At 71.7% G+C, this 13,210-nt stretch carries 11 protein-coding genes; 3 read left to right on the top strand and 8 right to left on the bottom strand.

The features are described 5' to 3' along the window. Positions 1–33: 33 nt before the first annotated feature. The 7 genes from ABT160_RS44590 to ABT160_RS44560 form a co-directional block, all read right to left on the bottom strand. A complete protein-coding gene (locus tag ABT160_RS44590; protein ID WP_351655462.1) occupies positions 34–1,224 on the bottom strand; it encodes an amidohydrolase family protein in 1,191 nt (396 codons plus the stop codon). Positions 1,225–1,493: 269 nt separating this feature from the next. Further along, a complete protein-coding gene (locus ABT160_RS44585) occupies positions 1,494–2,168 on the bottom strand; it encodes a GntR family transcriptional regulator (protein ID WP_351655459.1) in 675 nt (224 codons plus the stop codon). 85 nt (positions 2,169–2,253) lie between these two features. Then, positions 2,254–3,351: an amidohydrolase family protein gene (locus tag ABT160_RS44580; RefSeq protein WP_351655456.1), complete on the bottom strand. Its 1,098-nt coding sequence runs from the start codon at positions 3,349–3,351 to the stop codon at positions 2,254–2,256. 114 nt (positions 3,352–3,465) lie between these two features. Next, the gene (locus ABT160_RS44575; RefSeq protein ID WP_351655453.1) at positions 3,466–5,148 is read right to left on the bottom strand and encodes an FAD-dependent monooxygenase; all 1,683 of its coding nucleotides are present in this window, start codon (positions 5,146–5,148) and stop codon (positions 3,466–3,468) included. Continuing rightward, entirely contained in the window at positions 5,112–6,017 is a 906-nt protein-coding gene (locus ABT160_RS44570; protein ID WP_351655450.1) for an alpha/beta hydrolase, read from the bottom strand. The genes ABT160_RS44575 and ABT160_RS44570 overlap by 37 nt, the downstream gene beginning before the upstream one ends. Before the next feature lie 226 nt (positions 6,018–6,243). Next, on the bottom strand, positions 6,244–7,704 hold the full coding sequence (locus tag ABT160_RS44565) for an aldehyde dehydrogenase family protein (RefSeq protein WP_351655447.1): 1,461 nt from the start codon (positions 7,702–7,704) through the stop codon (positions 6,244–6,246). A 66-nt stretch (positions 7,705–7,770) separates the two neighbouring features. After that, positions 7,771–8,730: an amidohydrolase family protein gene (locus ABT160_RS44560; RefSeq protein WP_351655465.1), complete on the bottom strand. Its 960-nt coding sequence runs from the start codon at positions 8,728–8,730 to the stop codon at positions 7,771–7,773. 132 nt (positions 8,731–8,862) lie between these two features. Between ABT160_RS44560 and mhpA the strand changes: the two genes are divergently transcribed. Together mhpA and ABT160_RS44550 are read left to right on the top strand one after the other, a co-directional pair. Beyond that, on the top strand, positions 8,863–10,461 hold the full coding sequence (gene mhpA, locus ABT160_RS44555; protein ID WP_351655444.1) for a bifunctional 3-(3-hydroxy-phenyl)propionate/3-hydroxycinnamic acid hydroxylase MhpA: 1,599 nt from the start codon (positions 8,863–8,865) through the stop codon (positions 10,459–10,461). Positions 10,462–10,520: 59 nt separating this feature from the next. Then, positions 10,521–11,324 carry an IclR family transcriptional regulator gene (locus tag ABT160_RS44550; RefSeq protein WP_351655442.1) on the top strand — a complete coding sequence of 268 codons (804 nt, stop codon included), beginning with the start codon at positions 10,521–10,523 and terminating at the stop codon, positions 11,322–11,324. 302 nt (positions 11,325–11,626) lie between these two features. Here ABT160_RS44550 and ABT160_RS44545 read toward each other — a convergent pair whose 3' ends face one another. Further along, on the bottom strand, positions 11,627–12,262 hold the full coding sequence (locus ABT160_RS44545; protein WP_351655439.1) for a TetR/AcrR family transcriptional regulator: 636 nt from the start codon (positions 12,260–12,262) through the stop codon (positions 11,627–11,629). A 116-nt stretch (positions 12,263–12,378) separates the two neighbouring features. Between ABT160_RS44545 and ABT160_RS44540 the strand changes: the two genes are divergently transcribed. Beyond that, positions 12,379–13,077, top strand: coding sequence for a hypothetical protein (locus ABT160_RS44540; RefSeq protein ID WP_351655436.1), 699 nt, complete (start codon positions 12,379–12,381; stop codon positions 13,075–13,077). The last annotated feature ends 133 nt before the right edge of the window (positions 13,078–13,210 follow it).

The raw sequence follows: 13,210 nt of genomic DNA, 5'->3' as shown, positions 1-13,210 counted from the left end.
GCCGCACGACGCCGGCCCCGGACGGCTTTCCGGTCAACCGACGGGCGCGTACTCCGTGCCACCGACCCAGACACGGCGTATCGCGCGGGTCGCGGTGATGTCCGCGAGCGGGTCCCCGTCGATCAGGACCAGGTCGGCGCGGCTCCCGACGCGGACGGCGCCCCGGTCCCGCAGCCCGAAGGACTGGGCGGGCAGGCTGGTCGTGGCGCGCAGTGCCTCACGGGCCGTCAGTCCCGCCCTGACGAGCAGCTCCAGCTCGTGGTGCAGGCTGGTGCCGAAGGGCGGCTGCACGGGAATCCCCGGCGTGTGGTTGGAATCGGTGCCCGCGAGGATCCGCACGCCGGCCCGGCGCAACGCGGTGACACTGCCCTCCGCGGCCTCGTAGCTCCAGCCGGGCACGCCCAGAGCGGCGAAGCCCTCCATCATCGTGAGCGTGGGGACGGCGATCGTGCCCGTGGCGGCGTACCGGGCCGCCGTCGCGTCGGACAGCGGGCTGTCGAGTGGGACGTGGTGGATCATGTCGACGCCGGCGTCGAGCGCGCGGCCCACGGTGAGCGCCGACGTCGCGTGCGCCATGACGAGCTTGCCGAAGGAGTGGGCCGCCACCGTCAATGCCTTGACGGTGGCGGGGGAGAGGCCGGGCTCGTCGACGATGACCTTGATGTAGTCCGAGCCCTCGCCGATGCGGGCGCGTACGAACGCGAGAGCCTGGTCGGGGCCGGTCAGGATCGCGTTCGCCGGGAATCCGGGGATCCCGCTCTGCGGGCTGCCGGGCGCGACCGCGGGAGTCCCCGCGCTGCGGATGTCCGTCAGGCCGGGCCTTCTGCGCAGCGACGCGACGAGCGAGGGCGGGAAGCAGGCCATGTCCAGGCCGGTCGTGACGCCCCAGCCGGAGAGCTGCTGAAGGGTGGTGACGTCCTGGAGGTGGATGTGGGCGTCGATCAGTCCGGGTAGCAGGACGGCGCCGGCGCAGTCGATCTGGCGCGCCCCGAGTGGGCTCGGTCCGATCAGGCCGTTGTCGATGACGACGGTCCGCGGTGAGGTCAGCCGGTCCCCGTCGAAGACGCGGACGCCGGTGAGAGCGACCTTCTGGGGTGCGTCGGCGGTGCGCTCCTGTGCGGTGGCGGCGGTGGGGGCGACGAGCGCCGGCAGGGTCGTGGCGGCGACTCCGGCCGCCGCGGCCGTCTTGAGGAAGTCGCGCCGGTTGGTGTGCGGGATGCACATGGGGGTGCCTTTCTGCGGGTGGGGTGCGGAAAGTGCAGCGGTGGTGCGGAGGGTCGAACGCGTCGTCAGCGTGGGGGGCCGGCCTTCGAAGGGCCCCTGATGCAGCGCCCGGTGGTCGCCGCCGGACGCCCTCAGGCCGCGTTGGACGCCGACCGTAGCCGCTATATGTGATAACAGCAACCTGTCGACGGAGTGCGGAGTGCGGAGTGCGGTACGGAGATACGGGGATGCGCGCGCGTGCCTACCTGCCCGGCCTACCTGGCTGTCGGTCAGGCCAGGGCGGAGAAAGCGATCTTCTCGTTGCGGGCCAGGTGCTGCTCGACCGCTGCGGCCACCTTCTCGGGGTCACGGCCGCGGAAAGCGGCCAGCAGGTCCGCGTGGGCCTTGCCGCGCCGTTCGTGCTCGGTCGGGTCGGGGTCCAGCCGGCCGAATCCGATGCGGATGTAGCGCTCCGCGGCCCGCCACAGCGTGGTCAGGACACGGATGTCCCAGGCGGTCGCGGCGGGTGCCAACAGGGCGAGGTGGAAGGCGTGATGGTCGTCGTAGATGTCGGCCATGCCCTGCTCCCGGGCGCCGAAGTCGGCGGCCTGCGCCTGCAGCCGGTCCAGGTCCCGGTCCGTCAGCAGGGCGCACGAGCGCCGGGCGATCTCCGGTTCGAGGGCGCGCCGGAGACGGTAGATGCCGTGCAGGTCGTCGAGGTCGAGTGGGGCGATGACCGCGCTGCGGCCGGGCCGCATGATGACCAGGCCTTCGCTCTCCAGACTGCGCAGCGCCTCGCGGATCGGGATGAAGCTGATGTCGAGCATGCCGGCCAGCTCGCGCAGCGAGTACTCCGCGCCGGGGGCCAGTCCGCCCGCCAGGATCGCGCGCCGCAGCTCGTCGGTGGCCTGCTCGGAGACCGACCGTGACGTGATGGGCTGCACGGTCCCTCGCGGTGTCGCCACGCTGTGTCCCTCGCCTCGGCCGCCCAGTGGTCGATATCAACTATAGCGAGGCCGTCGCCGGCGCTTGCGGGCAGGACGAGAGGCGTCACAGCTTGAGGATCCGCTGCGCGTTGCCGGACGCGATCTTCCTGCGCTGAGCCGGCGTCAGGGGCGCGCGGCGCAGGAAGGCGACGGCCTGTTCGCTCTTCTCGAAGGGGTAGTCGATGGCGAACAGCACGTGGTCGATGCCGACGACGTCGATGGCTGCCCTGAGCATGGTGTCGTCCATGACTCCGGAGGTCGTGAGGGAGATGTTGTCCCCGAAGTACGCGGAGGGCGGCCTCTTGAGCGGTACGCGCGTGGTGATGTTCCGGATCTGCACGTCGAGCCGGGGCGCGTGGAAGGGCAGGAACTCGCCCATGTGCCCCACGATGAGCCGGGCTCCGGGAAAGTCGTCGAAGACACCGCCGAGGAGAATGCGCAGGGTGTGCCCACCCGTCTCGGCCGCCCAGCTGTAGAGGGGGCCGACGAGTTCCGGACGGTCCTTCAGCAGGCCCCAGTCGCCGGCCGGTGCCGGGGTGGGGTGCAGGTAGAGCGCGGCTCCCAGCTGCTCCAGCTCGGCCCACACCGGCCGGAACCGCGGCTCGTCCAGGTAGTGGCCGTTGGTGTGGCCGTTGACCAGGAACCCGGCCATCTTCAGGTCGCGCATCGCCCGCCTCGCCTCCCGCACGGCCGCCCCGGGGTCTTGGAGGGGAAGGGCGGCGAGGCCACCGAAGCGCGTGGGACGGGCCGCGATGATCTCCGCGAGGGCGTCGTTGGCGATCTGCGCGTCCCGTACGGCAATGGCCGCGTCGGGCTGCATCTGGACCCCGGGCGGGGTGAGGGACAGCACCTGCATGGTCACCCCGTTGGCATCCATGTCGGCGAGGCGGTACTCGGTGATGTCCGGCAGCCGCTTCAGCCACTCGCGGGCGACTTCGGGGCGGAAGGGGATGGCGCCGCCCAGCGCGGTGCCCTGGGTGATGAGGCCGGGCAGCATGACGGCTTCCTCGATCGCGACGATCCGAAGCGGTCCGCCGGTTCTGCGCCGTGCGCCGTCGGCACGGGCGGCTTCGGGTGCGGTCAACTGGCCTGCGCCGGCCAGTGCGGCCGTACCCGCCGCGGTGTTGAGGACCTGACGTCTGGTCCATGGTTGTCCGGACATGTGCGTCGCTTCCTTCCGGCCGCTGGAAAAGGGGCAGGGGATCGGCCCCGGCCGCGAGGCAAGCACCTCGGCCAGGGCGCGGACGGGGCGGGACGGGTGGCGGGTGACGGAACGTCAGCTCCGCTGCGTGGGCGCGGTCTCGGCGTGGTGCGTGCCTCGGCCTCGCACGGTGTCGACGACTTCGGCGAGATCCGCGGCGAGTGTGTCGCCCAGCCAGGCGACCACCTGGTCCGGGCGGACCAGTGCGAAGCGAGCCCCCAGTCGTTGCGCGAAGCCGGCGGGGAGCGCGGCAGCCAGGTGCACCACGGTGAAAGGCGCCTCCGCCTCCGACAGAGCGGCCGCTTCGAGAGCGGTGACGTCCAGGACGAGGAGCGTCAGGTGGTCAGCGAGGACGTCGTACAGGGAGCGGCCGTCCGTGAGGAACGTGTGCGGCAGGCGGGAGCCCACCCGCGCACGGCCCTCGGGAGTCCCGTACGCCAGCTCCGGCTCCGGGGGCAGGACCGGTGAGGCGGCGATCCGGAGGCCGAGCACCAGGTCGAGGGAGTGGAACTCCGCCTTCTTGGTCTCCTGGATGCGCCGGGCCGCGGCCTGGCGTGCCTCGGCGCCCGCCAGGTCCGGGTCCTCCAGGTCGTCCGCCAGCAACTCGGTCGACAGCACCCGCATGTTGGCGGTCGCCTCGTGGACGACGCGCTCCTGAACGGGGCGCCGCTCGATCTCGTAGCTGTCGAGCAGGCCGGGCCCGCCCCAGCCGTCCAGCACCGCCGCCAGCTTCCAGCCGAGGTCGACAGCGTCGCCTATGCCGGTATTGAGGCCGTGGCCGCCGAAGGGCGGATTGAGGTGCGCGGCGTCGCCCGCGAGGAACACCCGGCCGTGCCGCATCCGGTCGACGATCTGCATGCGGGCCGTCCACGGATCGGTCGACAGCACGGTGGCCCGCACCGGCCGGCCGGCCACGGTGTCCAGGAAGCCCAGCGCCTCCCGCTCGCCGGTCGCCCGGTCGACTCCGAACGCGATCGCCCACCAGGTGTCCTTGCGGTCCAGCGGCCCCACCAACGCCGGGGCGTCCGGGTGGACGATCCAGTACTGCACGGCCGGCCCGTGCCGCACGTGGTCCCACAGGCCCGGGCAGGAGAAGACCATGCCGAAGTTCGGCCGCAGGGCCTCGCCGCCGACGTAGCGGGCACCGATCTCGTCCCGTACGACACTGCGCGGGCCGTCGCAGCCGAGCACGTAGTCAGCGGTGACGACCGCGCGGTTCCCTGCGTCGTCCTCCACCGTCACGGACACCTCGTCCTCGTCCTGGCCCAGGCCGGCGACCTTCGAGCCGAGGACCAGGCGACACGCCGGAAGGCCCAGGACCGCCTCGCGCAGGACGTCCTCAAGCACGTACTGCGGTGCCTGCTGGCCGACTTCAGGGAACCGGTCTCCTTCCGGTACCAGTCCCAGGACGCCGGTGAAACGGGACAGTTCCGTCCCGGCCAGCGACGTGCAGAACACGACGTCCTGGGACCAGGCGACGGGCAGCGGCGCGCGCTCCCGCAGCCGGTCGGCGAGGCCCCAGCGGCGCAGGTGCTCCATCGTGCGCACGTTGAGCGTCTTGCAGCGCGGCCGCGTCCGGGACACCGCCGGACGGGGCTCGACGACCACGCAGTCGATACCACGGCGACCGAGTTCGACGGCGGCCGCCAGCCCGACGGGGCCGCCACCGGCGATCAGGACCCGGGTGCGCCCGGGGAGCGGGGCGTGCTGGATGACGGACATCAGTGGTCGGCCCCGGTCCGTCGAGTCGCCGCCCACTGCGCGCACTCCTCGGCGAACGCGAGCTGACGCAGGTGCAGCGCGTGGCCGAGCGTGTGGTGGTCGATGCAGTGGCCCGTGCCGCGGGCGACGCTCGCGTCGATGAAGGGGGCCTTCGTGAACAGGCCCGCGAACCGGGCCACGTTCTCCGGGCCGCTGCTCCACAGGGCGTCGAACTCGGCGAGCGTGTTGTGCACCGGCACGCGGACGTTCGGCGCGACGGCGGGCAGGTGCTCCCGTGGCCAGGCGGGCGCCTGGACCAACTCCGCCACCGGGACGGGTGCGTACGACGTGTGCGCCCGCTCCACCGCCTCGGGGGTGTGGGTGTGCGCAGGGCCGAACATCACCGAGTCCCGCTCCGCGTACGGCAGGTCGACCGTCTCGTCCGGCGGGAGGGAGCCGAGCGCCTCGGCTGCCCCGCCCGGCGGGATCACGGCGCCCATGCCGGTCGCGGAGACCCCGATGAGGGGGAAGCCGGGGTCGTCGGCCGCGATCATCAGCGCGATCATGCCGCCGATGGAGTGGCCGACCAGGAACACGGCGTCGGCTGATAGGCGCGCTGTCGCCTGCGCCACGGCGTCACCGAGCAGTTCGGCGTGACGGGCGAAGGTGTTGGCGTCCGGCGGGAGCGGTGTACTGCCACCGTAGCCGGGACGGTCGAAGGCGACCACCGGGTGCCCGTGCGCCACCGCGGTGTCGAGGAAGGATCCTTCGGGACCGCCCCTGACGTCGAAGTAGTGAGCGGTGTAGGTGCCGCCGTGGAGCGCGGCTATCAACGGCTTCCCGGTGGGTACGGCGGGTCCGGCGGTGAGCGCCGTGATCCTTTGTCCGTCGACCTCGAAGGTCAGAAGGTCGCGCTGCTGGGCCATGTGTGGCTCCTGCCAAGGTGTGTTCCGGCATGCCGCGCGGCGGGAGGACGGCGCGCGGAGAACGACAACGCACAGTTCGCGGGGAGCCCGATGGCCCCCGGATCCCGCAGCACCCGCGTGCCGGGTGCGGGTGGCGGCAGGGTGCTGCGAGACTAGGCGCTATATGTGATAACAGCAAGGGTTGAGGGAGGTGCGGAGCGAGAGGGTGTGGGGCGGGGTGGGGGCTTCAGCCGCGCTGCGGCAGATAGTCCTGGGTGATCTGCTTGTGCTCCAGGAAGTCCTCCACGGAGGCCAGTCCCCCGAGGCGGCCCACGCCGCTGGACTTGTAGCCGCCCTCCTCGAACTCCACGGTCAGGTTCGCCCAGCTGTTGACGGAGACGAGACCCGCGTCGAGTTGCCGGGCGACGCGGACCGGCCGGTCGGCGTCCCTGGTCCACACGCAGGCGCTGAGGCCGTACTCGGTGTCGTTGGCCAGGGCGACGGCCTGCTCCTCGGTGTCGAAGACCTGGACGGTCTGCACCGGCCCGAAGGTCTCCTCTTGGACGATCGGCAGCGAGGAGTCCGACACGGTGAGCAGCGTCGGGTGGTAGAACGCGCCGCCCGCGAGGTCGGGGCGGGTGCTCGGGCCGCCGCGGACGACCGGCTTGGCGCCTGCGGCCACGGCTGCCTCCACGGCGGCGTCGACCCGGGCGACGGCCGCCTTGTCGATGAGGGGGCCGATCTGACTGGCGGGATCGGAAGCGGGACCTGGGCGCACGCTTTCCAACAGCCCCGCCAGCGCGTCGGTGAACGCGTCGGCGATCTCCCTCTGGACGAGAACCCGGCTGCCGGTCATGCAGAACTGCCCGGCGAACACGGTGCAGGACTGCACGACCGTGGTCAGGGCGGTCTCCACGTCGGCGTCCGCGAACACCAGATGTGGCGTCTTGCCGCCCAGCTCCAGGCCCACCCTCTTGAAACGGGCGGCGGCACCCTGCGCGACCAGGCGCCCGGTGGCTGTGCTGCCGGTGAAGCTGATCACCGGCACCCGGGGCGAGTCGACGAGCAGGCGCGCGACGTCGGACCCGGACTCGACCACGACGTTCACCACGCCGCTCGGCAACTCGGGGACGGAGGCGAGGATCTCGCTCATGAGCGCTGAGGTCCGCGCGGCCTGCCCCGGCATCTTCACCACGGCCGTGCAGCCGGCGGCGAGAGCGGGGGCGAGGGCGCGGACGCAGAGGTAGGCGGGGGAGTTCCACGGCACCACGATTCCCGCGACGCCGACGGGCTGCCGGATCGACATCGCCATGCGGCCCGGGTGCGTGTCGGTGACCCGGCCGTGCGGCTGTACGGCCAGTCCCGCCGCGAAGCGCAGTGCGCGCAGGATGAAGTGCGCCTCGAAGCCCGCCTCGTGCCGGAGTTTGCCGTTCTCCTGGCACAGGGTCGCGATCACCTCTTCCATCCGGGCGGCGTAGACGTCGGCGAGATGGCTCAGTGCGGTGGCCCGCTGCATCGGGTCCAGGCGCCAGGTGCCGTCCCGGAACGCCCGGTCGGCCGCGTCGACGGCGCGCCGGCCCACGTCGGTGTCGGCGTCCGCGTACGTCCCGATGACCTCGCCCGTGGCGGGATCGATGCTCTCGCGTGTACGGGCGAAGCCGACCCATGCGCCGTCGATCCAGTGCCGTACCGCGTTCTCGTCGGTCATGCCGGCGACTCCTTGGTCTGCCCGGGGCCTGCCCGGAGCGGGTGGTGGCGTACGGGGGTTGGAGGTCTAGAGGCCGAGCAGGCGCTCGGCGTTGAGGTGGGCGATCTTCGCCCGGTCGGCCTCGCTGAGCGGCGCGGTCCGCAGGAACGCGGTGGCCGTCGCCATGTCCTCGAAGGGGTAGTCGGTACCGAAGAGGATGTGGTCCGCGCCCAGGGCCAGCAGCGCGCAGAGCAGTGGTGGCGCCGAGCAGACGCCGCTCGTCGTGATGTACAGGTGGCGCCGGACGTACTCGGAGGGGCGGTCCAGGGCGAGTTCGACCCCGTGGTGATCGTGGTAGTCCCACCGCGAGTCCAGCCGCCACAGCACGTACGGCAGCCCTTCGCCCATGTGCCCGAGCAGCACCTTGGCCCGTGGGAAGTCGTCGAAGACCCCGCCGAAGACCAGGCGCAGGAAGTGTGTCGCCGTCTCCGCGCCCCAGCTCCACATCGGGCCGACGAGTTCGGGGTGCCCCTCGATGACGTGCGGGATGCCGACGCCGTTGGCGGGATGGAGGTAGAGCGGTACGTCGAGCCCTTCGGCGCGCTCCCACACCACGCGCAGGCTCGGGTCGTCGAGGTAGCGGCCCTGGGTGTGCGCGTTCACCAGCACGCCGCGCAGGCCCAGTTGGCAGACGGCGCGCTCCAGCTCCTTGGCGGCGGCCTGCGGATCCTGGAGCGGCAGCGCGGCGAACCCGGCGAACCGGCCGGGGTGCTCGGCCACCACCGAGGCGAGCAGGTCGTTGACCGCCGCGGCCCGGGCCACGGCGGTCGCGGCGTCGGGTTCGGCCTGGATGCCCGGGGCGTTGAGGGAGAGGACCTGCGTGTCGAGGCCCGCCGCGTCCATCTCTGCCAGCCGTTGCGCAGTGAGGTCCAGCAGCCGCCTCGACGCCTCGCGCCACTTCTCCGGCTGGAGGATCGAGGCCGACGAGGCGCCGTACCCCGCCAACTCCGGTGTGACGAAGTGCTCTTCAAGGCCGATGGTCCGCATCGACACACCCCACATTCGAGTTTCACTTATATGCATTGACTTCATGGATGGTGAAACGTACGTTCCGGGAGTGTCAACCCTCTGGAGCGTGCGAACGGTTGGAGGCATCCGATGGAAGGTGCGGGGGACGGCGTGACGCAGCCGGGACGGAACACGGAGCCGGTGGACGTGGCCGTGGTCGGGTACGGCCCCGTGGGCATGGTGACGGCCGGTCTCCTGGAGCGGGCCGGCCACCGTGTCCAGGTCTTCGAGCGCTACGAGGGCCTGTACAACCTGCCGCGGGCAGCCAGCTTCGACGACGAGACGATGCGCACCCTCGCCCGCCTCGGCGTCGCGGACGACCTGCTGCCCCGCGTGCGCGTGCAGCCCACCTACGAGTGGCGCAACGGCCGTGGAGACCTGCTGATCGAGCAGCACTTCGTCGCGCGCGGACGCAGCGGCTGGGCCGAGTGGCACATGATGTACCAGCCGGACCTGGAGAACGCGCTGGACGCCGTCTGCCGCACGTCCCCCCGGGTGGATGTGCGGCACGCGCACACCGTGGTCGCCGTGGAACAGCACCCGGAGCACGTCACGCTCACCGTCGAAGGCCCGGACGGACACGCGACGACGAACGCGCGGTACGTCGTGGGCTGCGACGGCGGCAACAGCTTCGTACGATCCGCCCTCGACGTCGAGCTCCACGACTACGGCTTCTCCGAACCGTGGATGGTGTGCGACTTCCGCTTCCGCCGCCCGACGGACGTGCCGCACGCCCTTCAGCTCGGTGATCCGACGGGCCCGACCTCGATCATCTCGCTCGGCCCGGAGCACCACCGCTTCAGCTTCATGCTCGACTCCGCGGACGACTTCACCACCGAACGCGATCCGGAACGCGTCTGGAAACGAGTCGCTCCCTACCTCACCCCCCATGACGCGGACCTCGTCCGGGTCGCCACCTACACGTTCAGATCGCTCATCGCGGACCGCTGGCGCGACGGCCGGGTGCTGCTCGCCGGCGACGCGGCACACCAGATGCCCCCGTTCCTCGGGCAGGGCATGTGCTCGGGCTTCCGCGACGCGCAGAACCTCGCGTTCAAGCTGGACCTGGTCCTGCGCGGCCGCATGCCGGACACCGTCCTGGACACCTACCAACAGGAGCGAGAGCCGCATGTGCGTGCCGTGACGGAAAAGGGCATCGAGCTCGGCCACCTGCAGACCCTGCGCGACCCTGTCCGGGCAGCTGAGCGCGACCGCGCCCTCCTGGCCCGCCGGGCGCAGGAGGGAGGCCCCGGGGCGGTCCGCCTGCCGGGCCTCGCCGACGGCCTCTTCGCACAGGACTCGGGTCCTGGCCGAGGACACCTGTCGGTGCAGGGCGTGGTGGACGACGGTACCCGCCGCGACCGCCTTGACCAGGTCATGGGCGGCGGCTTCCACATGCTCGTCGCGGACGAGCCGCTGGCGGCCCTGGACCGGGCCGGACTGCTCGACGCACTGGACCACGCGGGCGTACGCATCGTCGTTCCGCGTGAACGAGCGGCCGGGCACCCACGGGCAGCGATCGTCCACGACGTGCACGGCACCTACCGCGACTGGTTCGCCGAACTGGACTGCTCGGCCGTCGTGGTCCGCCCCGACTTCTACGTCTTCGGCACGGCGAACGGCTCGGACGCGGTGACGGCCCTGGCAGGTGAACTGCTGGCCGTGGTCCGCGGTGACACCGTGACACACGACGCCCGGGCGAACGCCTGAGGCCGCACCCTCTCCGCTCTCTCGAAAGGAGGACCGAGCCGGTCACTATGATCGCCGCTGTGAGCAATGAGCATTCCTCCGAACCCGAGGCGGGCGAGGCGGCCCCCGCCCGCCAAGGCATCCAGTCCGTGGAGCTGGCGATGACGGTCCTGCTGGCTCTGGAGGAGGGGCGAGGCCCGATGAGCCTGACGCAGATCGCTGCCGCGGCCGGCATGCAGCCGAGCAAGGCACACCGCTACCTGGTCAGCCTCGCCCGGGTCGGCCTGGTGGCCCAGTCTCCCAGCTCCGGCAGATACGACATGGGGCCGGCCATGCGGCGGCTCGGCGTGGAGTCACTGCGCAGGATGGACGAAGTCGCGCTCGTCAGCGAGCACTTGACCGGACTGCGTGACCGCACGACGCACGCGGTCAACCTTGCGGTGTGGGGTGATCACGGCCCTGTCGTCGTGCGCTGGGAGTACGGCGCGCACGCACTGCCGATCACGGTGCGGGTCGGCGCCACGATGCCGCTGCTGACCTCGGCGATGGGAGGAGCGTTCCTCGCGTACCTGCCTGAGCAGATCACCGAGCGGGCGCTCTGCGGGCAGCTGCAGACGGAACACCTGGACGCGGTGACCCGGGAGACGGTCGCCCGCATCCGTGACGAGGTACGGCGCGAGGGCGTCGCCACCACTGCCGGTGGCGTCATCCCGGGGGTCACCTCCCTGGCCGCCCCGGTGTTCACCGCGGGCGACTCCTTCCCGCTCGTCGTGACCCTGGTGATGCCGGCACGAGGCATCACCGAACAGGACCTGCCTCGACTCGCGGCGGAACTGCTGAACTCGACCCGGGCCATGTCCGAGATGCTGGGGCACTCCACCTGAGCTTGTTCCCTTCCGCAGGGTGATCGCGGCGGATCGGTGGGTTCGCCGGCCAGGCAGTCGCCGGGACGGGAGTGTGCCGAGAAGCACGCGGTACCGGCAGGAACCGCCGGAGTCGACCGCAGGGCAGGCTGCCCCGCCGGTCTGGGAGGTGCTGTCCGGCCGCGGAGGATTCGAACGCCCACGCAAACGCGTCCTGTCGCCTCGGGTGGACGCCTGCGGCGTTGCCGGGTGCCGGTTGGAGTTGGGGCAGAGGCAATGATCGGCTCGGCAGGGAGTGAGCCGTGCACTCAGGTGCGGGCGATTCACCGACGGTCGGGTGTGAGGAGATAGGCGATCGCCATCTCGCTCAGTTCCTCCGCGTAGCGGCGTTGGGCCGCCTCGCCGGTCGCCGCGTCGGGGCGTACGGAGTTGTGGAAGCAAGCGCCGAGGAGGGCGCGGGCCGCGGTGTCCAGCGCCCCCTGCGGATCGGAGCGGCGGATCTCGTCCGCGTAGGGAGCCGCCGCTTCGAGCAGGAGCCGGTGCACCTCGGTGATGGTGCGGGCCCCGCGGTCCGTGACCTTCGCGCCACGCGCGCGCAGCAGCTCGGGGAACAGGTTGTTGCTGTCGGCGAAGGACCGCAGCAAGGCGTGCGCGTAGGCGTTCATGACGCCGGACAGTGACGGCTGGGCCCCGCGGAGCCGCTCGGCCACGTACTCCTCGCGCCGGTCCAGCATCCGCTCGGTGAGGGCGTTGATCAACTGCTCTTTGTCCTCGAAGCGGCGGTAGATCGTGCCGACCGAGACTCCGGCGCGCTCCGCGACGCCGGTCATCGTCATCTCCTCCAGGCCCGCCGAGGAGGCGATGTCCTCGGCCGCGCGCAGTACGCGGGCCAGGGTCGCGGCGCTGCGCGCCTGCTGCGGCTCCTTGTACGGCGCCGGGCGGTCGTGCCGGTCGGTCATCTCCGCATCGTATCCGCGAGGGTTCTGGCAAGAACGGTTGACAAGGGGCGGGCCTCTCTGCGTAACCTCATAACGCGAATGTGAATTTACATTCGCATAATACTGGAGGCTGGACCATGACCGACAAGCAGACTTCCCCGGCTGTGACCGTGACGCTCGAGTCCGGGCCCACCGGCACCGACAGCATCGACGACATGGAGCTTTTCTACGCCCGCCGCGCCCTGGACCACTTCAGGACGCGTCTGGGCCGCCAGGGCCTGCTCGACCTTCTGGCCGCGGACATCGAGGAGGGCAACGCCTTCCTGCGGGAGTGCGCGCGCACCTCCGACGGTGAGTTCCACGGCGGTACGACGGTGCTCCGGGCCCGGGGCCTGACCTCGGCCGATTTCCTCGCCTGGATGGACGCGGCCTTCGCGGGCGACGACCCCCGCCCCCTTCTCGCAGCGCACCCCGAGCACTACGTCATGGGCACCGACGACATCGGGGCGCGCGTGGTGGAGAACATCGGCCCGCACGTCGCCTCGTTCTACATGGGCGGCTGGGGCACGGACGCGATGGCCTGGGCCGAGGACGCGGCCGAGCTCCTCCCGGAGTCGGAGTTTCCGCGCAAGATGTCCTCCAACCTCTTCCTGGAGGACGGCACCGTCGTGGGGCGGGCGCTGATCCAGTTCGGCGACACCGCCGACGGCTTCACCGCGAACCTGACGGTCTACTTCCCCACGTCCTGCCCGAAGGACGTCCTGGACCACCACCTGCGGCACTACGCCGTCGAGTTCAGGAACTGGATCGTCGCCGCTGCGGCAGCCCGGTCCTGAGCGACACGGCTGACACGCGTCGTCGGCCGGACGTGGGGGGGGGGCCCCCCCCCCGGGGCCCCCCCCCCCCCCACCCCCGCCCCCCCCCCCCCCCCCCCCCCCACCCCGGGGGGGCGCCCGCCCCCCCCCCCCG

This window comes from Streptomyces sp. NPDC001941 (assembly GCF_040296945.1).
In the GTDB taxonomy this organism is placed as follows: Bacteria; Actinomycetota; Actinomycetes; order Streptomycetales; family Streptomycetaceae; genus Streptomyces.
The sequence above is the reverse complement of the archived record's forward strand: the minus strand, read 5'-3'. Positions and strand labels throughout refer to the sequence as shown.

Coding starts and splice junctions, on each gene's coding strand:
- ABT160_RS44590 (WP_351655462.1), bottom strand. CDS start 1,224: ATGTGCATCCCGCACACCAACCGGCGCGACTTCCTCAAGACGGCCGCG.
- ABT160_RS44580 (WP_351655456.1), bottom strand. CDS start 3,351: ATGTCCGGACAACCATGGACCAGACGTCAGGTCCTCAACACCGCGGCG.
- ABT160_RS44570 (WP_351655450.1), bottom strand. CDS start 6,017: ATGGCCCAGCAGCGCGACCTTCTGACCTTCGAGGTCGACGGACAAAGG.
- ABT160_RS44565 (WP_351655447.1), bottom strand. CDS start 7,704: ATGACCGACGAGAACGCGGTACGGCACTGGATCGACGGCGCATGGGTC.
- ABT160_RS44560 (WP_351655465.1), bottom strand. CDS start 8,730: ATGCGGACCATCGGCCTTGAAGAGCACTTCGTCACACCGGAGTTGGCG.
- ABT160_RS44545 (WP_351655439.1), bottom strand. CDS start 12,262: ATGACCGACCGGCACGACCGCCCGGCGCCGTACAAGGAGCCGCAGCAG.
- ABT160_RS44540 (WP_351655436.1), top strand. CDS start 12,379: ATGACCGACAAGCAGACTTCCCCGGCTGTGACCGTGACGCTCGAGTCC.